Origin of the sequence: Pseudovibrio sp. FO-BEG1 (assembly GCF_000236645.1) — a bacterium.
In the GTDB taxonomy this organism is placed as follows: domain Bacteria; phylum Pseudomonadota; class Alphaproteobacteria; order Rhizobiales; family Stappiaceae; genus Pseudovibrio.
Genome location: NC_016642.1, coordinates 1,981,726 through 2,003,911 on the forward strand (window position 1 = coordinate 1,981,726; position 22,186 = coordinate 2,003,911).

Annotated in this window: 15 protein-coding genes; 6 read left to right on the forward strand and 9 right to left on the reverse strand. The window is 52.4% G+C overall.

Annotated features, from left to right (window positions below):
• Positions 1 to 157 precede the first annotated feature (157 nt).
• The 4 genes from PSE_RS09085 to PSE_RS09100 all read right to left on the reverse strand — a co-directional run bounded on the left by PSE_RS09085 (position 158) and on the right by PSE_RS09100 (position 4,484).
• Entirely contained in the window at positions 158 to 1,198 is a 1,041-nt protein-coding gene (locus PSE_RS09085; RefSeq protein WP_014284567.1) for an oxidoreductase, read from the reverse strand.
• A gap of 1 nt (position 1,199) precedes the next feature.
• Positions 1,200 to 2,096 (reverse strand): sugar kinase, encoded by an 897-nt coding sequence (locus tag PSE_RS09090; protein ID WP_014284568.1) that lies wholly within the window; start codon positions 2,094 to 2,096, stop codon positions 1,200 to 1,202.
• A gap of 213 nt (positions 2,097 to 2,309) precedes the next feature.
• Positions 2,310 to 3,737 (reverse strand): HAMP domain-containing sensor histidine kinase, encoded by a 1,428-nt coding sequence (locus PSE_RS09095; RefSeq protein WP_014284569.1) that lies wholly within the window; start codon positions 3,735 to 3,737, stop codon positions 2,310 to 2,312.
• A gap of 27 nt (positions 3,738 to 3,764) precedes the next feature.
• Positions 3,765 to 4,484 (reverse strand): response regulator, encoded by a 720-nt coding sequence (locus PSE_RS09100; RefSeq protein WP_008548659.1) that lies wholly within the window; start codon positions 4,482 to 4,484, stop codon positions 3,765 to 3,767.
• Between the two features lie 200 nt (positions 4,485 to 4,684).
• On the opposite strand from PSE_RS09100, the gene PSE_RS09105 reads away from it, so the two are divergent.
• The 4 genes from PSE_RS09105 to PSE_RS09120 all read left to right on the forward strand — a co-directional run bounded on the left by PSE_RS09105 (position 4,685) and on the right by PSE_RS09120 (position 8,913).
• Positions 4,685 to 5,932, forward strand: coding sequence for an ABC transporter substrate-binding protein (locus tag PSE_RS09105; RefSeq protein WP_014284570.1), 1,248 nt, complete (start codon positions 4,685 to 4,687; stop codon positions 5,930 to 5,932).
• Between the two features lie 69 nt (positions 5,933 to 6,001).
• Positions 6,002 to 6,910, forward strand: coding sequence for a carbohydrate ABC transporter permease (locus tag PSE_RS09110; RefSeq protein ID WP_008548294.1), 909 nt, complete (start codon positions 6,002 to 6,004; stop codon positions 6,908 to 6,910).
• Complete coding sequence (locus tag PSE_RS09115; protein WP_014284571.1) at positions 6,903 to 7,790, forward strand: carbohydrate ABC transporter permease; 888 nt, start codon at positions 6,903 to 6,905, stop codon at positions 7,788 to 7,790. The genes PSE_RS09110 and PSE_RS09115 overlap by 8 nt, the downstream gene beginning before the upstream one ends.
• Before the next feature lie 10 nt (positions 7,791 to 7,800).
• Positions 7,801 to 8,913, forward strand: coding sequence for an ABC transporter ATP-binding protein (locus PSE_RS09120; protein WP_014284572.1), 1,113 nt, complete (start codon positions 7,801 to 7,803; stop codon positions 8,911 to 8,913).
• 45 nt (positions 8,914 to 8,958) lie between these two features.
• Here PSE_RS09120 and PSE_RS09125 read toward each other — a convergent pair whose 3' ends face one another.
• Together PSE_RS09125 and PSE_RS09130 are read right to left on the reverse strand one after the other, a co-directional pair.
• On the reverse strand, positions 8,959 to 14,268 hold the full coding sequence (locus PSE_RS09125) for an autotransporter domain-containing protein (protein ID WP_014284573.1): 5,310 nt from the start codon (positions 14,266 to 14,268) through the stop codon (positions 8,959 to 8,961).
• Positions 14,269 to 14,607: 339 nt separating this feature from the next.
• The gene (locus PSE_RS09130) at positions 14,608 to 15,054 is read right to left on the reverse strand and encodes an Rrf2 family transcriptional regulator (protein WP_041768201.1); all 447 of its coding nucleotides are present in this window, start codon (positions 15,052 to 15,054) and stop codon (positions 14,608 to 14,610) included.
• 369 nt (positions 15,055 to 15,423) lie between these two features.
• On the opposite strand from PSE_RS09130, the gene PSE_RS09135 reads away from it, so the two are divergent.
• Positions 15,424 to 15,645 carry a hypothetical protein gene (locus PSE_RS09135; protein WP_041768203.1) on the forward strand — a complete coding sequence of 74 codons (222 nt, stop codon included), beginning with the start codon at positions 15,424 to 15,426 and terminating at the stop codon, positions 15,643 to 15,645.
• A 1,027-nt stretch (positions 15,646 to 16,672) separates the two neighbouring features.
• Here the strand turns inward: PSE_RS09135 and PSE_RS09140 are convergent.
• From PSE_RS09140 to PSE_RS09150, 3 genes are read right to left on the reverse strand one after another with little or no spacing between them, the layout of a single operon-like run.
• Positions 16,673 to 17,674: an ABC transporter substrate binding protein gene (locus PSE_RS09140; RefSeq protein WP_014284576.1), complete on the reverse strand. Its 1,002-nt coding sequence runs from the start codon at positions 17,672 to 17,674 to the stop codon at positions 16,673 to 16,675.
• Complete coding sequence (locus PSE_RS09145; RefSeq protein WP_041768935.1) at positions 17,667 to 19,724, reverse strand: MFS transporter; 2,058 nt, start codon at positions 19,722 to 19,724, stop codon at positions 17,667 to 17,669. The genes PSE_RS09140 and PSE_RS09145 overlap by 8 nt, the downstream gene beginning before the upstream one ends.
• 4 nt (positions 19,725 to 19,728) lie before the next feature.
• Entirely contained in the window at positions 19,729 to 20,514 is a 786-nt protein-coding gene (locus PSE_RS09150; protein WP_014284578.1) for a hypothetical protein, read from the reverse strand.
• A 629-nt stretch (positions 20,515 to 21,143) separates the two neighbouring features.
• On the opposite strand from PSE_RS09150, the gene PSE_RS09155 reads away from it, so the two are divergent.
• Positions 21,144 to 22,067 carry a LysR family transcriptional regulator gene (locus tag PSE_RS09155; protein WP_158309184.1) on the forward strand — a complete coding sequence of 308 codons (924 nt, stop codon included), beginning with the start codon at positions 21,144 to 21,146 and terminating at the stop codon, positions 22,065 to 22,067.
• Positions 22,068 to 22,186 lie beyond the last annotated feature (119 nt).

The following is a 22,186-nucleotide window of genomic DNA, read 5'->3' on the forward strand; positions in this document are numbered from 1 at the left end:
GAAGACGCCTTCAGAGCACCGGATTTGGTCCATCGTTTTTTAGTGCGTTGCTATGTGAAATGTGCGTTCAAAGCGCGTTTCGTTGCGCGCTTATGTTCTGAACCGCAAAGGAAGGAACCTGCGGCAGCACGGGGCTGCCACAGGTCTGATTTCGAAGTCAGAGGAAGACTGTTCTGGTCTCTTTGTCGCTCAGGTAAGCGGCCTCAATGATGCGGATGGTCTGCATGGCAGCGTGAGGGGAGACGGGTACTGCGGTACCGCGGCGGATCGCATCCCGCATACCAGCGTAGAAGCGCTCATAGCCACCTTTCTGGCTTGGTACAGGTGTACCTTCACCTGCCTCGTCATAAAGAGCGCCCCAGTCGTCTTCCGCTTCAACACCCCAGTCAGAACGGGCTGGTCCGCCACCGGCCTTCAGCATGTCCTCTTGCGGGTCCATACCATAGGTGATGTAGGTGGCTTTATCCCCGCTCACCTGAAAGCGCGGGCCTTGCTCGGTGCTGAGGCAGTTGCCGTGCAGGATGACGTCACAGTCGTCATAGCCGAGCACCAGGTGGAAGTGATCCACTGCTGCGGCATCTTTGCGCTGAACACGCAGTTTCGCCTGAACCGACTTCGGCGTGCCAAACAGGCAGAGCGCCTGATCGATGCCATGGGCGCCCAGATCATACAGAATGCCCGCACCGGGGATATCTTGCTCGCGCCAGCGGCCTTTGATGTCCGGGCGGTAGCGATTGTAGTTGCACAGGTATGAGTGCACTTTGCCGAGGCGGCCTGTTTCCATCAGGTCCTGAACCGTCAGGAAATCACAGTCGAAGCGGCGATTGTGATAGACGGAGAGCTTCAGGTCTTTCTGCTCTGCAATCTCAATTAGCTCTTTGGCTTCTGCACTGGTGATGGTGAATGGCTTTTCAACCACCACATGCTTGCCAGCGAGCAGTGCCTTCTTGGCATGATCGTAGTGCAGCGTGTTGGGCAGGCTGAGAACGACTAGCTCGATCTCCGGCAGCTTCAGCACCTCTTCAAACGAGGTGTAGGGCGTGCAGTCCGGCAGTTTGCTCTTAACCAGATCCGGCTTGCTGGAAACAACGGCTGCAAGCTCAATGCCGTCAACAAAGGTCAGCAGCGGCGCGTGGAAGCTTTGGCCGGAAACGCCAAAGCCCACCAGAGCGGTTTTTACAGGTTGATCAGCGCTCATATCACTCATCGCCTGCAGGGAAGTTCTTCTGCACGTTGTCCAGGTCCAGAACGGTTGGCAAAGATGCTTCGTTGCCGAGGAACTGAATGGCGTGCGCAGAAGCTGCACGGGCGGTTTTGAAGTGATCTTCCCAGCTGCCTTTTGGATCAGCCAGATACGCGTAAACATAGGCACCGTGGAAGGTGTCGCCCGCACCGTTGGTGTCGATGACGCGGTTCTTAGGCACCTTCAGCGCTGGCTGGCGTTTGATCGGGCATTTGTCTTCGTACCACAGCAGACCTTGCTCGCCCTGTGTCACGCCGCCCACTTTCACGCCTTTGGCGCGCAGGTATTCCAGCGTGTCTTCCGGAGATTTGCCAAGCTGCTCGCAGAACAGTTCAGAGACAATCGCCACATCGATGTAATCGAGCAGCTCCTCGGTGTTCTCACGAACCGCACCACCGTCCAGAGAGGTTAGAATACCGTGCTTGCGACACAGTTTGGCGTAGTGCAGAGCAGCGTGTGGGATGTGGCCGTCAACATGCAGCGCCTGGCAGCCAGCAAGGTTCAGGTCCGGGAACGGATGCAGGAAATCGTTGTCACGACAACGGACAATCGCGCGCTTGCCATCCTTTGGCATGATGAAGGAGAGAGAGCTTTCTTTCACCTTACAGCTATGGATCGGAATGGAGTACTTCGCGGCCATATCGCGGAACATGCGGGAGAGCCAGTCGTCTGCCATGGAGCACAGCAGGTCTGGCGCGATGCCCAGCTTTGCGCAAACAAAAGCTGCGGTAACGGCGTTGCCGCCGAAGCTGACTGCATAATCCTGCGCGATCGCCTTTTCGTCGCCTTCCGGCATGGTCTCTGACAAAAAGGTTACGTCGATGTAGGACTGGCCAATGAATAGCGCTTTCATCCTGTACTCCATTATAGTCCGGCCCCACTGCCCAAATGCAGTGAGAGCACTCTCCGCTTTTAAAGGCGGATTTCTAAATGATGTCCTAGGGAAATCATGAAACTGGTCACTCGGCAAACCTGATGTTTCAACTTGTTACATTACAGGTTGTTTTTGCAGATCTTTCCCCAAAATGAAGGGTGAGATGAGGAAAACTACGCAGGCTGTGATTCTTTAAAGTTCGCGGGGTAGTTTTACGAAGATGCAGAACTTGCCTTCTGTCGTTTCGCCAAGGCTGATCTCGCCGCCATGGGCGTTGATGATCTGCTTGACTATGGACAGGCCAAGGCCCACGCTGGAGGAGCGGGTGCGTTCCACACTGTCATTGCGGAAGAACGGTTCAAACACCTTCTCATGAAGATGAGGCGGAATGCCGGGGCCGGGATCGCTGATGGAAACAAGCAGCTGATCATTCTCAAGGTTCTGCATTTCTACCGTGGCCGCACCGCCGTATTTGAGTGCATTATCAATGAGATTGCTGAAGGCACGGCGCAAAGCGGTGGGCTGGCCATTCATGACGGCGCGGCCTTCCACTTCCAGTTCAACCTCTCCGCCACCGCCGAAAATGTTGCGGCTCTGGTCCGTCATTTTGTGGCGCTGAGGCACGAAGACAACATCGTTGCCAGTGTCCATGTAATCATCACAAAGCGACTGAAGCAGCGCGGCGAGCGAGAGCTGCTGTGGCTCTTCCAGCAGGGCGTTGAACCGCAGAAAATCAAGGGAAGCTGCGATGAGGCGGGTCATCTCCTCCACATCATGCAGCATGCGATTGCGCAGTGACGTGGACTCGATCTGCTCCAACCGCAGGCGCAAACGGGTAGCGGGTGTGCGCAGATCATGGCTGATGGAGGCCAGCATCCGCTTTTGCTCTTCTAGCAGCTGCGCCCGGGCTTCCTGCTCTCGCACCAGCGTATCCTGCAGGGCGACGGCTTCCTCCGTATCCCAGGGTTTCAGCTCTGCGCGCTCATACTTGGCGAGGGACCGGAAAGGCGCAGCTGTGTAATGCACGAGGCTGCGGGCCAGCACGAACACCAGCGTGATGCAAAGGGCTGCGAGGATGAAGAGCACCGGCTCTGTCATCCGGTCCTGCCACAGTTTCGGGAAGCTGATCAGACGGCTGCCTTGTCCATCCGGCAAGGTCAGGTAAAGCTGAACAGCCTTGTCCTGTCGTGTGACGGCCTGCGCAAAAGTGCCCAGATTATCAAGCTGATAGGTTGGATTGGACTGGTCGCGCGTGATCAGGTCTGCCCGAGGCAACGTGCCTGTAAACACCAGTTCGGCGATCAGTTCTATGCCATCATCATCAATGGTCAACGGAAGAGACGAGGCATCGCCAGAAAGTGCTGGTTTGCCAGCTTCAACCACTTGCAGATACTTACCCGCAAAGGGTGCTGGCGCGGTGCTACCCAGTATAGACGAGCGAACGTATTGGCTCAGTTCAGCACCGGCCTCAAAGGAGTTGGCGAGCGCCAGCTCTCTGCTGTTGTAGGCATTGAGCGTAAGTCCCAGAACCACAAAGATCGACAGTACGGCGGTGATGAGAACCACAACCATACGGCGTTCAAGTGATCTGGGAAGGATGCTCAGGATCAGTCCTGACACGGCCACGCTCTTTCCGGTGCTCTCACATTACACTCGCGTTACGCTTTGAGAAAACAGATAGCCCTGATGGCGCACTGTGGTGATGAAGTCAGTATTTGGATCAGTTTGCGCCAGCTTTTTGCGCAGGCGGCTGATCAGAATATCGATGCTGCGATCATGGGAATCCACCTTGGCACCGCGCAGCACACGCCCTAGCGTATCGCGGGAAATTGGCTTTTGCGGTGACTTCACAAAAGTCAGCAGAGCATCAAACTCGGAAGAGCTGAGATGCACCAGCACACCGTCCGGCGCTGTCAGGTGGCGGGTTGCTTCATCCAGCTTCCAACCGCTGAACTCAAAGCGCTGCGCTTTGGGCGCTGCTGCTGTTTCAACGTCTTCCGTGCGGCGGAAAATGGCAAAGATGCGGGCCTGTAACTCTCTGGGGTTAAACGGCTTTTCCAGATAGTCATCTGCGCCCAGTTCCAGCCCGACAATGCGTTCTGTATCACCGGTAATGGCGGAGATGATGATGATCGGCATCTTGGAGGTCTGGCGCACGCGCTGGCACAAGGTCAGCCCGTTTTCTCCCGGCAGCATGATGTCCAGAACCATCAGATCGATGTGGTTGGTGTCCAGAAGCTCCATGGCTTCTTCCGCCGAGTTTGCGGTGAACACGGTGTACCCACGATCTTTCAGGAAGTCTGCCGTCAGGCTGGCGATTTCCTCATCATCGTCAACAATCAGCAGTGTTTTGTTCGAGAGCATCATACCTCGGTGTACCCATTTCAATCCCAACCAGCTCACTCTGGCCCAGTGCTGTATAACAAAACATTTGGCCGCGGCGAGAGGAATGTGTATGCGTCAGGTTGTCTTGCACGTGCAAGTTCATTGGATTGTGTGTTTATACGAGATAAATTGAAGAAAGAGTTTGCTAGAAGCGTCCTCTGACCATCCATCGGGAGAATGTAATGGGCAGCCAGCGTCTCAGCTTGGTCGCACTTGCTGTTTTACTCAGTAGCATAACCGCGCAGGCCGCACCGACAGCTGAAGTTCTGCATTTCTGGACGTCTGGCGGGGAGGCGCGCGCCGCGTTGTCGCTGAAACACGCCTTTGAAGCCCGCGGCGGCGTATGGGATGATGCGCCCGTGGCTGGCGGTGGTGGTGATGCCATGGCCGCCGTTCTGCGCGCCCGCGTGCTGGCCGGTGTGCCGCCCTCCGTGGCGCAGGTCAAAGGCCAGAACATCAAGGAGTGGGCCGCTGTTGGCGCGCTGGAAGGCCTCAACGCAGTGGCAGACGAGCAAAACTGGGACGCACTACTGCCAGACCTTCTGAAAGAGACCGTGCAGTATCAGGGCGAGTATGTGGCTGTGCCGCTGAACATTCACCGCGTGGACTGGATCTGGGCCAATCCCAAGGTGCTCGACAAGGTAGGCGTCACACCTCCGCAAACATGGGATGAGTTCAACAAGACCGCTGAAAAGATCAAAGCCGCTGGCTTCATTCCGCTGGCCCATGGTGGCCAACCCTGGCAAGACGTAACCTTGTTTGAGGTGGTGCTGCTGGGTATCGGCGGGGCGGATTTTTACAAGCAGGTCTATCTGGATCTGGATCAGGAGGCCTTGCACTCTGACACCATGATCAAGGTGTTCGACCAGATGCGCAAGCTCAGCACTTATGTGGACCCGGGCGCTCCGGGCCGCGAATGGAACCTTGCCACCGCTATGGTGATGCGCGGTGAAGCGGCTATGCAGATCATGGGCGACTGGGCCAAGGCGGAGTTTCTGACCGCAGGCCTCAAGTACGGTGAGGACTTCATCTGCGTTTCAGCTCCGTCCAGTGGCGGCTACATCATCAACTCCGACAGCTTCGCCATGTTCCAGGTCTCTGACGAAGAACAACAGAAAGGCCAGCAGTTGATGGCCTCCATGTTGCTGTATGAAGACGTGCAGAAGGAGTTCAACCTGCTGAAAGGCTCCATCCCCGCCAGACTGGGCGTCAGTTTGGAGGGCTTTGACGAGTGCGCCATGAAATCCAGCGAGGATCTGGTGCTCAATGAAGCCCGCGACACTGTTGTCGGCTCCATCGCCCATGAGCTGGTACAGTCCGGCGCGGTGCGCGGTGCCTTTCTGGATGTGGTGACGGAGCACTTCAACACCAACATGTCTTCACAGGAAGCTGTCGAAAAGCTTGCCGAGACCGTAATCCTAGCAGATTGATTTCCCAAGGGCAGTCAGAGTAAAGCGTAGGCACTGACACCCAAACCAGCACTGAGCAAAGAGAGCCCCATGTCCAACCCCCAGCAGCGCAAGCAGATGTCTGTTCTGGACAGACTGCAGCGATATTTGCCGCAGCTGGTCGTTGGTCCGCCGTTCCTGCTCATCGTGTTCTTCGTGTATGGGTTCATCGCGTGGACGGGTTTCATCTCGCTCACCAACTCCCGCATGCTGCCCACCTTCGATTTTCAGGGCATCCAGCAATATGTGCGCTTACTGGCCATGGACCGCTGGAACGTGGCCTTCCATAACCTGCTGATTTTCGGCAGTCTTTACATCCTGTTCGCCATCACCATCGGCTGCGTGTTGGCCGTGCTGCTGGACCAGCGCATCCGCGCGGAAGGGGCGCTGCGCACCATCTATCTCTACCCCATGGCGATCAGCTTCATCGTCACCGGCACCGCGTGGAAATGGATCCTGAACCCGTCCCTCGGCATCGAAAGCTACATGCAACAATTGGGGTGGGAGAGCTTTCAGTTCGACTGGATCGTCAACCGCGATATGGCAATCTATGTGGTGGTCCTCGCCGCTGTTTGGCAAGCCTCCGGCTTCGTGATGGCCCTGTTCCTCTCCGCTCTGCGCACTGTCGATGAGGACATCATCCGCGCGGCCCATCTGGACGGCGCCAGCACCACCCGCATCTACTTCGGCATCATCCTGCCATCCCTGCGGCCTGTGTTCCTCTCCGCCTTCGTCATTCTGGCGCACTTGTCCATCAAGAGCTTTGACCTTGTGGTGGCGCTGACAAACGGCGGTCCGGGCTATTCTTCCACACTGCCCGCCAACTTCATGTACGAGATGGCTTTCCGCCGCAATCAGATCGGGCTTGGCGCAGCCTCCGCCATGATGATGCTGGCCACTGTGGCCGCAATCATCGTGCCCTATCTTTATTCCGAGTTGAGGGCAAAGCGCCATGGCTGAACCCAAAACACTCCCCGGCGCCAGTGGCAAGCGCTACCTGCTTGGTCGTCTCTTCATCTGGACCCTGCTGCTCGCCGCCGCCGTGCTCTATCTGGGCCCAATCTATGTGGTGCTCTCCACCTCCCTGAAGGATCTGGCTGAAATCCGCGCAGGTGCTCTGTTGGATTTGCCCCACGAGCTCAACTTCACCGCCTGGCGCGAGGCATGGTCCAGTGCCTGCATTGGTGTGCGCTGTGAGGGCCTGCGCCCGTACTTCCTCAATTCGGTGATCATGTCCGTGCCATCAGTGGTGATCTCAACCCTGATCGGCGCCTTGAGCGGCTATGCTCTGTCACTCTTCCGTTTCCGCGGCGCCAACATCATCTTCGCGCTGATGCTGTTCGGCTGCTTCATTCCGTTTCAGATCGTGATTTTGCCCATGGCCCAGACCCTTGGGTTTCTGGGCATCGCCAACTCCATCACCGGCCTGATTGTGGTGCACACCATCTACGGCATCAGCTTCACCACACTGTTCTTCCGCAACTATTATGTGTCCGTGCCCCAAGAGCTGGTGCGGGCGGCCACCATGGACGGGGCAGGGTTCTTCCGCATCTTCTGGCACATCATGCTTCCGCTCTCCGTGCCCATCATCGTGGTCTCGGTAATCTGGCAGTTCACGCAGGTGTGGAACGAATTCCTCTTCGGCGCCAGCTTCACCTCCGGCGGAGCGCAGCCGGTGACCGTGGCGCTCAACAATCTCATCAACTCCACCACCAGCGTAAAGCAGTACAACGTGGATATGGCCGCCGCCCTCATCGCCGCAGCGCCGACCCTTGTTGTTTACATCATCGCTGGCAGGTTCTTCGTGCGCGGGCTCACCGCTGGCGCAGTCAAAGGCTAGAGGCTCATATATGGTGACCATATCCATCGAACATGCGTCCAAGTCCTTTGGCTCAATAAAAGTTCTGAAAGACATCTCCCTTGATGTGAAAGACGGTGAGTTTCTCGTCCTGCTCGGGTCCTCCGGCTGCGGAAAGTCTACACTGCTCAACATCATCGCAGGGCTAGAACCCATCGCGGACGGTGAAATCCGGTTGGATGGGGAAGTGGTCAACGACGTCCATCCCAAGAACCGCGACATCGCCATGGTGTTCCAAAGCTATGCGCTCTATCCAAACATGACCGTGGAGCGCAACATCGCGTTTGGTCTGGAAATGCGCAGGATCAGCAAGGCTGAGCGCAAAGCCGCCGTGCACGAAGTGGCCAACATGCTGCAGATTGAGCATCTGCTTGCCCGCAAACCAGCGCAACTTTCAGGCGGTCAGCGTCAACGCGTTGCCATGGGCCGCGCTTTGGTACGTCGTCCAAAGATCTTCCTGTTTGACGAACCGCTTTCCAATCTGGACGCCAAACTGCGCGGCGAAATGCGCACCGAGATCAAGAAACTCCACCAGACCCTCAAGGCCACCATGGTCTATGTGACCCATGATCAGATCGAGGCCATGACGCTGGCAGACCGCATCGCCATCATGAAAGACGGCATAATCCAACAAATCGGTACACCGCAGGAGATCTACAGCAAACCCGCCAACATGTACGTCGCCGGCTTCGTCGGCGCACCGCCCATGAACTTTGTCAAAGTGGATCTGGTGAAGCAGGATGACCAACTTGGCGTCATCCTCCCAGCTGCTCTGAAAGGCGAGCCTAAAGACTATTTCCTCCCTCTGCCCGCTTCAAAGCAACTGGAGCCGCGCGAAAACACTAGGGTCATCCTCGGCCTGCGCCCCGAAATGATCACCCACAACGCCTTTGCAGCCGCCAACACCCCACAGATCGAATGCGACGTCGAACTCCTGGAACCCACCGGCGCCGACACCCTCTGCCTCCTCCGCCTAGCCGGCCACCCCGCCAAAGCCAGAGTATCCCCCTTGTTCGCATGTAACCCAGGGGAGAGCATGGTGTTTTCCGTTGATATGGAACGAGTGTGCCTGTTTGATGGGAAGAAGGAGGAGTTGATTGGGTAGGCATTGAAACAGGGACCTAAGCTTCTTTTTTGCTCATGTCCCCGCTCAATACTGCACAAACAGTCTTGCGTTGGCGCCGTGGTCTACGGCTTCGTCAGAGAGGAGGCCGTAGTAGTTGACGTTGAGCTGGATGTACTCAGTGAGGTTGGACTGGAGGCCGGTTTCGATCAGGGCGACGTTGCGGGCGATTGGGACACTGGCCACGGTGAACGGGTTGCCGCTGTCGATGAAGCTTTGGGTATAGTCCAGTGTTTCAGCGGAGGCGTATTGCCAGGCGGCCAGTCCGACGAAACTGGTGTCGCCGTAAAGGTAGTTGGAAAGATCAAACTCGCCGCGTGTTCCAAGTGTCAGGAAGGTGAGGGAGTTGGACTGGCTGTCGGCCTTCAGGGCTGCGGCACCGCCGCTTTCATTAAAGCCAGGGCCGGTGAGATAAGCGTAGGCAACACCAGCGAAAGGTTCCAGATTGCCGTAGGTGCTTTCCAACGTGTAGCCGAGCTCACCAAAGACCTGAACGGAACCGGCAAACTGATCAGCTGAAAGGGTTTCTTCCGGAAAGAGGGCCACATCACGATCGGTTGCAATGTTGTACCAAGTACCGGCAACACCGCCGCGTAGTTTGACATCGCCGATCGGATTGGCGCTTGCATAGCCACCCACGCTGTAACTGTCGCTGTCTGAAGACGCATCAATGGAGCTGATATCGATGGATGTGCGGCCAAAGCCAGCAACCACACCCAGCTGCACCATATCGAAGTAGGTCGCATCAACACCGACCAGAACACCGCCGACGCTTCTGCCTGTGGTGCGGGCGTTGCCGTCAGAGAAGAACTCACCCCAGCTGCCGTAGACCTGACCCCACATCTCAAAGTCACCGACGATGCGGGTCACCATGTCATCATCCACTTTGGAGGCGAAGGCGCTGTGAGCTTGGTAGAGCCGGTCATTCACGGCTTGCCTTAGGAAGCGGCTGTCAGCCAGCAGGATTGCTCGGGTTGACGCATTGATCTCACCGGAGAGGGGATCAAGAAGCGCCTTGATTTGCGCGTTGTTCATTGGAGCGAGGTGTGTGAACAGATCACCGCTTTCGCTAATGGTATCCAGCGCCAGCGTGACGGAATGTTCGTTACGCGTTGTTGCCAGACCATTGAAGTTGTTGGAACTGCGGATGAACTGGATTGCAACGTCGTTGTCATCACCCGGAATGCCGTAGAGCACGTTGACGTCCAGCATAAACATGTCGTGATTGACGGCATCGAAAGTACCGGTTACGGGCTGGGTTCCCGGAGTTGAGAGATTGTCGATTATGACGAACTCGTCGCCAATCTTCACGGGTGTTGGGCCCGAAACACTGATGAGATTTAGGGTCATGTCAGTGACATCAACGGAACCGCCTGCGCTCACAATGATCTGATCTGTATTGGCCGCACCTGTGTCCGGGTCTGAGCCGACCTCCATATCAAGAGTACCCCCGTTGGTGGTTGCACTCAGGCTGCCTACCGTGATCGTACCAAAGGAAGCACCGGGAGAGAGAACACCACCATCCAGAACGACGTTGTCAGTAACCTCGCCATATCCGGAGAGTGTGCCATCTGAGACGACGGTCAAGCTGCCGTCCAGAATAGATGTGTCCGTTGCTGAAGTACCAATCTGCAGTGTGCCGCCATGAATTCGGGCATTTACCAGAGACTTGGTGCCATCTGAAAGGATAAGGGTGCCTGCTCCGTTCTTGACGAAGTTTCCTCCACCCGGAGCTGTGTTACCAGTCCAGGTGAGGGTGGCACCTGTATTGGCCATATCAATGGTGTTGTCATTGTTTCTGAGTTGCAGCTTGGTCGTGTCGACAGTCTCATTACCTGTGCCCAGATAGAACAGGGTGCCACCGTCAATGATCACATCGCCGGAACCGATGGCTGAAGCGGAGAAGCCCTCCAGACCAACCGTACCGGAAGCGATCTCGATATCAGCGGTGTAGCCGGAGTTGTCGCCCAGCAGGTTCACTTCACCCGGGCCAATGAATGTCACCTGATCAGAGCCCGTCAGGCCGGACATGATATTGATCTGCCCGACAACATCTGTTGTGCCGACCACGTTACCTGTGCCGGAAAATGCAAGCTCATTGATGGTGACAGTCCCACCGCCTGTGTAGGTCAGGGTTGAAGAGTTGAGTGTGATACCGACATTGCCGTTGCCGATGTTCTCTGCTGCGTTGAACATGAGTTGCGCATCGGTAATTGAAAAATCACCTGTCCAGGAACTGTTGGTCCCTGAAAGAGTAATGATCTCACCGCCGTCGATTGAGAGGTTGCCTGAACCGGAAAGGTTGGAAGAGATTTCAAGGTTTACTGAAGCATCATCAATATCGATCGTGTTGCTTGTGCCATTGGCCAGCGCAAGGCGTGAAAGAATGACGTCGGTTACGCCCTGATAAAGCAGGTTACCATTGCTGAGAGTTGTCGTGCCAAGGCCAAGGCGGTCCGGATCTGTAAACTCAATGGAGCTGTTTTCCTGAACGATGAGACCACCAGAGAAACTGTTGTCGCCCTGCAAGTTGACTGTGCCGCCAGACCCAATGGTGAGGGTGCCCGGTGTGGCGCCGCCATCGGTGATGTTGCCCGTTAGTGTCAGGGTCCGCCCAGACTGTACATCAAGCGTGCCGTCGTTGTGCATCTCAATGTTGTTAGTAATGGTTGCGTTTGAGCCAGAAACATAGCTCAAATCACCGCCATAAAAGAGAACGGTGCCGCTGCCGATGTTGGCTGCTGCTTCAAACTGTGTGGTGCCTTCTGCCAGATCCAGCCCACCGCTGAAGCTGCTGCCAGTGCCGCCGAGCACCAGTGTGCCTGCGCCCAGCTTTTTCAGACGGCCGGTGCCGTTGATGTCATTGCTGGCGGTGAGTGTATCGCCGGAGCCAACTGTTATGGCGGAGGTGCCAGTCAGGTCGAAGCCGTTGGCGATCGTTGCGGTGGTGCCGTTAAAGGTGAGGTTACCATTGTCCAGCGTAATGTCGCCCGTGCCAAGGTTGTTAGCGCTGGTGAAGCCGACTGTGCTGTTTTCCTGAACGGTGAGGCCAGCGGTAAACGTGTTGGTTCCGCCCAGATTGACTGTGCCGCCAGATCCGATAGTGAGCCCGCCAGGTGTGCCATCACCATCTGTGATATTGCCTGAAATGGTCAGCGTGCGGCCAGACTGCAGATCAATCGTGCTGTCATCAAACAGCTCAAGATTATTGGTGATCGTCGCAGATGTCCCAATGAAACTCAGGTTGCCACTGTCCAGACCAATATCACCTGTGCCCAGATCATTGGAGTCTGCAAAGCCAACCGTACTGTTCTCTTGAATGACAAGACCGCCGGAGAAGGTGTTAGACCCTCTCAGATTGACTGTGCCGCCAGATCCGATGGTCAGTGTTGCGGGCGAGCCTCCACCATCAATAACGTTACCTGTGATGGTGAGCGTGCGCCCGGATTGCACATCAAGCGTGCCGTCATTGTGCATTTCAAATGTATTTGCAACGGTAGCATCTGAACCGGAAACATAGCTCAGATCACCGCCGTAATAGATGATGTTTCCAGTGCCGATGTTGGCTGCTGCGCCAAACTGAACAGTACCTTCAGCCAGATCCAAACCACCGCTGAAGCTGCTGCCAGCTCCACCAAGAACGAGTGTGCCATCACCGAACTTTTTCAGGCGGCCCGAACCGCTGATATCATTGCTGACAGTCAGCGTATCGCCGGTCCCGACGGTCATGGAGGATGTGCCGTCCAGATCAATCAGGTTGCTGATGGTCGCCGTTGTTCCGTTGAAGGTGAGGTTGCCGTTGTCCAGCTCAACAGTGCCGCTGCCTAGGTCATCAGAATCCGAGAAACCAACAGTACTGTTCTCCTGAACCACAAGGCCGCCGGAGAAGGTGTTGGTTCCCTGCAGATTGACCGTACCACCAGAGCCGATGGTCAGCTTGCCGGGTGAGCTGCCGCCGTTGACGATGTTGCCTGTGATTGTGAGAGTACGCCCGGACTGCACATCAAGCGTGCCGTTGTTGTGCATCTCAAATGTGTTGGAAATGGTCGCATCTGAGCCGGAAACAAAACTCAGATCACCGCCGTAGTATATGATATGGCCGGAGCCGATACTGGCTGCGCTCCCAAACTGAACAGTTCCGTCAGCCAGATCCAACCCACCGCTGAAATTGCTGCCCGTACCACCCAAAACGAGGGTTCCGTCACCCAGTTTCTTCAAGCGACCTGAACCGGAGATGTCATTGCTGACGGTGAGCGTATCGCCAGACCCAACTTCCATGGAGGAGGTACCATCCAGATCAAACAGATTGTTGACCGTGGCAGTCGTTCCGTTGAAGGTGAGGTGGCCGTTGTTGAGCTCGATCGGGCCACTGCCAAGATTGGAGGCGCTGGAGAAAACAACCTCTGTGCCATCAATATCGGCCCCGCCGGTCCAGGTGTTGTTGCCTGTCAGCGTGGTGATGCCATTGCCCTCAAACCGAACCTTGCCGGTGCCGATGATGTCTCCAGCAAGAGTTAAGTTGCTATTGGAGGTTTCGAATGTGGCGTCATTCAATGCACCTACATTAGTGACTTCAATATCGCCGTTGACCGTTGTGCTGCCAATAGTCACCATTTTGCCGCCGACAAAGTCGAGATCTGCATTTCCTACCGCGTTGGTTCCGGTGAAGACGGCTGTCGCGTTTTCCTCAAAGAACATTTTGCCAGAAAACCGGCTGTTATTATTCGTTATCTGAGTGGTGCCGTTTTCAAAAAGGACCTCGCCTGAACCCGATGAGACAGAGACCAGATCTGCCATAAGATGATTTCCACCGGAGCTCGTGGTGTTAATCACAATCTTTGAGCCGTTTAGCATGTAAATGTCGTCTACCCTGAGGTAGCCGGCGGAACGTGCAGCTGCGTTTTCTTCCCCACCAATGTTGATGGTTCCCTGACCTTCCAACACAATGTCGCCAGTTGGTGCAAAAAGCTGGCCGCTCTCATAGAGGTTTATAGTTCCCTCGTTGAAACCGTTTCCAACTTCTATGAATACGAAATTTCCCGACTGCGTGACTGACGCACCCTGATAAACGTTCAGTGTGCCGTTTGCATTTGCAACACCGATCTCTACCAGTTGCCCGATGGGTACTGTCGTTCCACTGAACACATTCAGTGTTCCATCAGAGCCGTTTTGACCGATGCGCAATCCATTTGTGCCATTAATTGTGAAGGGAGGATTGTTGATGGTGCCAGTAATAACTGTCTGAGCGTTCACCCGTTCCACCTGAAGGCTGAACAGGCAGGCGAACGCGAGACCCGCAAGGGCAGTTGTTCCGAGAAGACGCTCACTGTACCACATTTCAACCCTCACACATTTGCCAGCAACAGCAGTTCGGAGACAGTTGTTCGGTCGAGCACAGCCGTCACGGAAAGCTGCGCAGAGCAAAACGCAGTTTCAGTGTAAGTAATCGCGTTAGTAATCTATTAAGATTTCTTTGCGCTACACAGGTATGCTGTATTCGACTGAAGAGCTGTGAAGTGATACGCAAAACATTTTTCACAAACTATAGATTAACTGAATCGAATATGATGACTAATAGAGTTTTTATTTATTAAATAAGACTTAATTGAAGTATATTTGTGAAATATGCAGTAAGTACTTACTTATAAATGGTAAGCGTTTATATGTTCTTGAAGGTCAACTGAAGGTGTTCGTCAAAACATCCGGAACAGGCTGCCCGGTTATTGCACTTTCAATCGTCATTTCATCAAGCACATCCAGAAATGCGATGGAGGCACGCTGCATTAAAGGTTTAAGGCGGCAAGAGGGCAGGAAGCAGCAATGGATTTCACCGCATTCGCTCTGACGCAAGCATTCAACAACGGCAAAGTCATTCTCAACGGCCCGTACGACATCCCCAACGCTGATGTCCTTCGCCAGACGGCCAAGCTTGAAGCCACCGCCTCGGCCACGCATGGTCTCCAATATGCCCGCGCGGGAGAGTTGATTGACCAGTTTCATCACATGCCCGCGTGAAAAGCCTTGCTGCAGAACCACCTGATCGATGCGCTGAATTACATCTGGTTGCATGGCACATTGCATCGTGAGTCGCAGAGCGAAATCGCTCGCCTGATTTAATCGCATCGTGAAGCTCCAAAGATATATCCACCGTATATCATATCTCCTCGCGTCTCTGAACACGAAAGATAAAAAAACCCTCAGCTTGCTGATATCATTCAGAAAATTGCGAGAATTACATGTTCATTGAGATTGAGAGGACAATCTCAGAGTCTAAAAGATGTAAATCATATATTCCATTTAAGCGACGATATGTTAAAGGTATATATGAAATAGATATTTAAGAATCGCGGTGGAGCAGCTCGCGATGTGCAGCACGTGTCGTTATCTTTTCTGTTCTCAAACTCCCAGGAAAAGCGGCGCGTGCTGTGCTGCTCAGCATGCGCTCACAACCTCAGCTCCACGCGAGTTTCTGCAAATGTTTGGAGGTAAGTCATGTTACCCGCAATTGTTTTAGTGGCCGAAGGTCTTGTCGCTCTCTGGTTCCTGCTGTTTCTGACAATGATCACCAGCACTTATCTGGATGGAAAAAACTACGGAACCGCAATCAGGACCAGAGTCGAACAGGCCTTCCTCAAACACATCCGCAATTTTATTGTTCTCGGCATCACAACAGCCTGCCTCTTCACCCTCGCTGAAGCCTTCGAGCTCGTCTGACGAAACAAAAGGAGAGCCCCATGAACCTCTACCCCTATCTCCCCGCCATCTTCATCTGGGCCATAGTCCCAGCCCCCCTCTGGATCTGGCTCTGCGTCTTCTGGTTTGTCTGAGAGGTGAGGGGATTACTTCGTTCCTTTAATATGAATATTTAACTACTTGAATTATTTAGTGTATCATCTCCAATAAAATCCCCCAATCGGCCTTCAAAACGTACTACCATGATGTATAGAGTTGTACAGATCCTAAGTCCCTTGAGTGGCGTTTATCATTGTTTAGCCAGTTGCTTGTTCACACACCAATTGGAGACGGAGCAGCTATGCTCGCTCTCTTCCTGTGAAGTTTGTACCAACAGTCCGTCGCTTTTGCGCTTAATCAGCGGGCTAATATGAGGTAGGCTGGAAGTTAGGACTTGGCTATGGTTGGGCTATTAGCAGATAAACTGTTAAATTGAAGATTACCCTTCAGATGCTTGAGAACAGGATCGAATTGCCATCTCAAACGATAGAGATTGGCAAATTTTGAAAGGGAAGTGAACTGCAGCATTTGCTCAGCAATGATCAGAGATTTAGGATTTAGCTTTGATTTCTTTTTCTGAAGATCCTACGTAGGTGTCTTTTCATTTAAACCCTGACATACGGGTTCCGTCGATCAGATGTAGAAGATACCTACTCAAGTAAGCTGTTTCGCTGGTCTCTGAAAGCGACTCTGAAGTTATGTACTCCAGCCACCTTGGTCATGTGTCCACCGCGTTGCAGATGGTTCAGAAAATGACCAGAAAATGTTCATCTAAAGGACGTGGTTATACGGTAATTGGACCTCTTGGCTCTAAATTTCTGACGTGAAATGATCCAGAATTTATCGGTGTCCTGCTCAGAAATGCTCCTCAATTTTTGGTATTGCTTCCTGAAAAGCCTGCAGGCATTGAGGCTGAAAAGCGGATCACGGACACTCAGCATAGGTCATTTAGATCGCGTCTAACCTTCAGCCTGTCAGCGTTAAGGGTGCTAGCAAACTAATGCAATTATCAGCGAACAATCTTTGCTATACTAATGATTGATAAGGGTGGGTAGAGGCTTAGTCGCTTTGCGGCTTGCATGTTTATGAGTACTGAGAAACGCTCGAGAGCCTTGACTGAAAGTGCGCCAGGTGACTGTGCTTTGAATAGGATTTCGTAGGCCTGAGTTGCTGCCAGTTTGCCCACGTTTTTGTAGCTGTTAGAAACCGACATAAGGGCCAGTCCATCACGAACCATTTGCTCATAGGCACTGAAAACCGGGAGGTTTTCAGATACTGCAGCCTCTGTGTAACTCTGTCGGTTTTCGAGGTTAAAAGAGCTGGACCCCACATATAGCGCGTCTGCGCCCAGAGCTTTAGCCTCAGCGATCTTGATCGGTATTTCTGCTGGATCAGCCCGGTCGTCTGCGCCAAGATTGTATTCAAGAGAAATGACGTCAAAACCCAGTTGATCTGAAAGAACTTCCAATTTCTGAGTGTTCTGGCGAGAGTTAACCGCGTTTGGCTCGTTAATGACGGCGAGGCGCTTTATGGGGTGGTACTCAAAAATGTGCTTGAGCTGCACTGTCTCATTTACGCGATTGTGCACGCCAGTTACCAAAGGCCGCCCAGAGCTTTCCTGGTCTACTATAATGCCTGCCCGAACCGGATCAGCAACGATCATGAAAAGGGATGGGATATCACCCAAACCTGAGGCGGTCCCGTAATCGGCAATCGTGCCAATGAGAGATCGCGTGACTGTGGTTCCCCAGGTGACAACAAGATCAGGTCGCTCTTTAATGAGCTGTTGCTTCACTTCGGGCAAGAGGCTTTTGTCTTTCGCCACATCAGTAACAGTCACGTTCACAGGAAGTTTTCTGCTTTTGAAGAAATGAATAAAGCTATTGCAAGCCTCTTCACAACCACGCCAGACAACCATGTGTACCTGATAAGATTCCGTCGTATCCTCTTCGGCTCTTGTCGTTCCTGCCATCAAAACAAGGGCCACAAGGATGAGCATCACTTTAGGCATGAGCTTGGATCTCCTGTTTTGTGGAGCGTGAGACCAGAAGCATTATGAGGCCCGAGCCAATAATCGCAGCACCAAGAAGGGCGGCCACGGTGGTAAACTCTTGCTGTACAAGCAGTGCTGCTACGATCAGCGGACCAGCTGCACTACCGACACGCTCAAACATACGAAGGTAACTCAGCGCGCCAGTTCTGCTAATGTACTGGTCCTTCTCGACTGCTTCCATGACCGCTACCATAATAGGAGCCTTAATGAAGGCGTGGGCGAGGCCTACCAACGCGACCACTATAAACACGGCGATGATGTTCGTGTTTTGGTAGAGCGCCATCAGAGCCACGCCTGATGCAATTGTTGCATAGGTGATCACCGATAGATTTTTTCCAAGCTGATCAGAGAGACGAGAGGCCAGGGGACTAATTGGTATAATAATCAAAGAGTAGGCCATCATAATCCGACCAATCTCAGATTGACTGGCGTCCAAGCTGGCCAGATAGATTGGAACAAAGAAATAAAGGAACCCTGTAAGGACGATTTTGGTCGGGATTGCGCAAAACATTAGGATTGCCACAAACTGGGTGTTTCCTATGAGCGTTGTCAATGGTTTGCTTGCTTTTGATACTGTTGAACTCGCATCGGATTTAGGGCTTGGCAACTCGTTTTGCAGCATTCGCCAACCCAGAATTCCTGCAAGGATCATAAGACTGATAGCGATAACGAAAACTGGCTTGTAACCAACCCAATCAGCCAAAATTGCCCCAATTGCCGTTCCACACATAGTGGCTGTCATGGTGACGCCAACATAGGTTGCCATTGCCTTTGCACGGCTTCCTTCTTCTGCAACAGCAGCAATATAACTCTGGCAACTGATTGTAATAATCCCGTAACCGATTGCCGTAATCGAACGCGCAATAACAATGTCGTTAGCGTTCTGGGCCAAAATGCAGAAGATGTAGCCACCAATTGCCGGGACTAAACCTGCAAGATAAAGCGTTTTGTTGCTGAAGCGCTCAATAAGCTGTCCTGAAAACGGTGATGTAATAGCGACCACGAGCATGAAGGCCGAAATCGGCAATCCCATCATGATGTCTTTTTCGAACCAAGCGTTTTCACCGTAATACTCCATGGAAAAAAACGGCAGAAACGACTTTTGAAGCTCATCAGCTAAGCAAAATACAAAAAGTGGTATGCGTGCATCTGAAATAGACGCCTTGTTCCCTTCTTCGACACGATACAACTTGTATTTCTTAGCGAAAGTGCGCAACTCCTCGTGTGTTATGTTTTTTGCCTGCTGTAGCTGCTCGAGTGTTTTGCGAATTTTGGCATTTTGCCGATTCATCGCTGAAATGAACCGACCGGCCCAATCTTTTCGATCAGACCCATGGTATGTGCCCAAATGCCCCCCAGCACACTTCACTATGGCCGCCTCAACAAGACGAAGTGGCATTGTTATGGTTGAGTTAACACAAACAATCACAACTTCAACGGCAATCAGACATGCTGCCAAGAGAAGAACAAACGTATCAAGAAAGATACTGGTGAGCTGGCTGTTGACGTAGTCCTCATCCAGAGTTGTTTGCACTCGAACAACAATAGCGCCGTTTACAACTACATCCGTCGATACCGTCTGCTTCACATTATTTGAGCCAAAAATGAAAGTTCCTAACTTTGACAGGGAGTCGAGTGTTTGTTGAGCAAGCAAAAAAGTACTGCTCTCGTTATTCATTAGCTCCGGATGAACTGCTTTACTCTCTCCCAAATGCTCGGAAGAATTAGCAGCAACCATTGAAATGCTACTTATCTCATTATGCTCTGCAGTAAGATCAGTGAGATACTTGTTCACGCCTCTAATTTCAGAGAACGGAATACCAATCTCACTAGCATACTCCAGATTTTGCTTTACGGTTTTGCTTAGGCTACGTGCCTTAGCGAGCAAGAAAGGGTTTAGACCAGAATTAAACTCGGCCAGAGTAACAACAACACTTAGAAATGCTGCCAGCGACATTGCAACCGACATGATAAGCAAAAAGTGCCTTGAGAATCTTGAAAACATCATCACGTCAACGTTCCTCAAGCTGATCGCTCTGTTTGATAACTGCGCTCATGTTAGACAGGTTCGATAGGTCTAGTAGCGCTGTTTCCTGCACCTTCTTGCCCTTCGATATCTGCTTTTGCAGCTCATCAGCACTCTTAGGATCAAGGGTTCCAAGGTCAGCCTTGTCAGACTTCCTGAAATAGGACTTGCGAGCATGTAATTGGAGCAAGGAGAAAAGGCTTATCGAAATTGCAACGATTGCAAAAATGGCAAGATACATAAAGGTGAGACGGGACCATGTGTCTCTTACCTTTGCTGACAGCTCATCAGTATGCTCTGAGATTAAAATAGCGCCCATAATGGAGTTTGATGAATCGCGCAGAATGCGGCCTGCGTACAGATACTCCCCACTTTCATGTGTTATGGTTTTATCATCACTCGTCAGAACACGGGGCAGAACCTCATTCATGTCCTCTTGCAAGACATTGCGCCCCCCGGAACGAGCCAGAGTAGCGCCCTGAAGATCTAAGAGAAGAATTTGATGTATCTTTGGATCGCGCAAGCGCTCGCGTTCGATCAATGCGTCCAGGTCGGATATTTCATGCATACCAAGGCCGACAGCTTCCGCGCGCCGGATAACCACATCAATAGCGCTAGCGGTGACTTGCAACCGAGATGATGTTGCCTCGACAGCCAGAGTTCGAAACTTGAGTAAGCTTAAAGCACTTTGGAGCGTAAGCATCACGGCGATAACCGCAAGTGTTGAAACAACAACTCGCGATCTCATGCCAGAGAGCATTTGGGTATCCATAAATTAAGTTCTCTAATCTTGTCGCCACGTGTAAATCAGATCTGAGATGTTCACTTGATGATCTACGTGGAGGCCCATCTGAAGTGCAGCAGTTCATCGGATGTCGTTTTAGTTGTGTGGAGTGGCCGTGCATCAATTTGACAAGCCGCGGCACTACTACCCGTTAGGGGAGTGAGTATTACACTGGAGTTTTACATGTGATATTGAAGCGGTGAAATTCATTGCTCACACAGCAAAGTACACATCTAATAATATATTAAAGCGCGTTATTTAATATGCAATATTCATTGCGTAAACGCGCTGTTCGTTAGGCTATAATATTAAATTCTAACCCATTACTACATTGCAGCATCAAAGTTAATCTCGACATTATTGACTTTCATCAAGTTAGAATTTAGATCTCTCAGTCCGAAGTGCACATCATCGAACGCTCGATTTAGACACGGAGATTAAATGTAACGCGAGTTTTGGCCTCTTGTTACTTAAGATCGCTCATTACATTCGCTTCTTTCCATTTCCATTTTGCGCTCTAGTAAAACTACGGACTGTGAGTAAGCAACTCATAAGACCACCGCAACAAAAAGAAATTGAAGGCCCTATAGTTATTAGCTATGAGGCGAGGAGGGCAATTGAGTACATTGACCATTCAAAGGCTTGAGATCTTTCGAGCCATCTATGAAAGTGGAAGTCTTACTCAGGCAGCATCAGAGCTTAAACTTGCGCAACCCACTGTTAGCAAGCATATCAGTAATTTTCAGCGCACTCTGGGATTTGATCTCTTCGTTAACGAGAAGGGGCGCTTGCGACCAACCGTAGAAGCAAATGCACTCTATCAAGAATGTAAAGGTATGTTTGATCAGCTGGAGCATATTGACCAGTCTGTTCAATCTCTGCGTCGCGGTAGTGAGCAAGTTCTCAGGGTGATGATTGTTGTGCCGGGTGCACAGCTGCGCCTCTTTAGTGATGCTATCCGGGCCGTGAGAGATCGCTGGCCAGATATAAATCTGATTGTTTCTGTTGGAGGGCGCGATACTCAGATTTGGAAACTGCGCAGAGGGGAAATTGATCTTGGGATAGGAACTCCTAAGCTTCCTCATCCAGATATTGAAAGTGAGGTTTTGACCACCTTGCGGATGGTGGCTGTCATGCCTGCTACCCATGAACTTGCAACGCAGAAGAAAGTATCAGTTTCTGATTTTGGCAAATACCCAAGCATTTTGCCTTCAGATTCAACATTGTATGGTAAGCTCATTTTAAGGACCCTGGAGCATGTGGGAGTTGTTCCAGATACTAGGATCAGCGCGGAAGCGCCCAGCCAACTACCATTACTCGTAGATTCATTAGAATGTTTGAGTATCCTTGATATGATCACAGCCTTTCATCCACCTAAAGACGCCGCCATCAAAGTTTCGCCCCTAGATGTGTCCATGGACTACAACGTCTGTGTTAATCGGATCCAGGGCCGGGTTCTTACACCGCAAGCCGAGTTCTTAATTGAGAAGCTGCGTGAAGGATTGTCACAAGAAAAGCAACGCATGGAACGTCAGCTTTAGGATTGTAGGCTGATTTTCTGTTCGAACTCTGCATTTAGCTGGAGAGGCGGCGCAAGATAAAGACGCCGCCTTTCATGTACTTATCACTCAGCACAAGGCTCTAGGCACAATGGGTCATC

Excerpts from the sequence above, each read along its gene's own strand:
- PSE_RS09085 (WP_014284567.1), bottom strand. The coding sequence starts at position 1,198 with ATGAGCGCTGATCAACCTGTAAAAACCGCTCTGGTGGGCTTTGGCGTT.
- PSE_RS09090 (WP_014284568.1), bottom strand. The coding sequence starts at position 2,096 with ATGAAAGCGCTATTCATTGGCCAGTCCTACATCGACGTAACCTTTTTG.
- PSE_RS09100 (WP_008548659.1), bottom strand. The coding sequence starts at position 4,484 with ATGATGCTCTCGAACAAAACACTGCTGATTGTTGACGATGATGAGGAA.
- PSE_RS09105 (WP_014284570.1), top strand. The coding sequence starts at position 4,685 with ATGGGCAGCCAGCGTCTCAGCTTGGTCGCACTTGCTGTTTTACTCAGT.
- PSE_RS09110 (WP_008548294.1), top strand. The coding sequence starts at position 6,002 with ATGTCCAACCCCCAGCAGCGCAAGCAGATGTCTGTTCTGGACAGACTG.
- PSE_RS09115 (WP_014284571.1), top strand. The coding sequence starts at position 6,903 with ATGGCTGAACCCAAAACACTCCCCGGCGCCAGTGGCAAGCGCTACCTG.
- PSE_RS09120 (WP_014284572.1), top strand. The coding sequence starts at position 7,801 with ATGGTGACCATATCCATCGAACATGCGTCCAAGTCCTTTGGCTCAATA.
- PSE_RS09125 (WP_014284573.1), bottom strand. The coding sequence starts at position 14,268 with ATGTGGTACAGTGAGCGTCTTCTCGGAACAACTGCCCTTGCGGGTCTC.
- PSE_RS09130 (WP_041768201.1), bottom strand. The coding sequence starts at position 15,054 with ATGCGATTAAATCAGGCGAGCGATTTCGCTCTGCGACTCACGATGCAA.
- PSE_RS09135 (WP_041768203.1), top strand. The coding sequence starts at position 15,424 with ATGTTACCCGCAATTGTTTTAGTGGCCGAAGGTCTTGTCGCTCTCTGG.
- PSE_RS09140 (WP_014284576.1), bottom strand. The coding sequence starts at position 17,674 with ATGCCTAAAGTGATGCTCATCCTTGTGGCCCTTGTTTTGATGGCAGGA.
- PSE_RS09145 (WP_041768935.1), bottom strand. The coding sequence starts at position 19,724 with ATGATGTTTTCAAGATTCTCAAGGCACTTTTTGCTTATCATGTCGGTT.
- PSE_RS09150 (WP_014284578.1), bottom strand. The coding sequence starts at position 20,514 with ATGGATACCCAAATGCTCTCTGGCATGAGATCGCGAGTTGTTGTTTCA.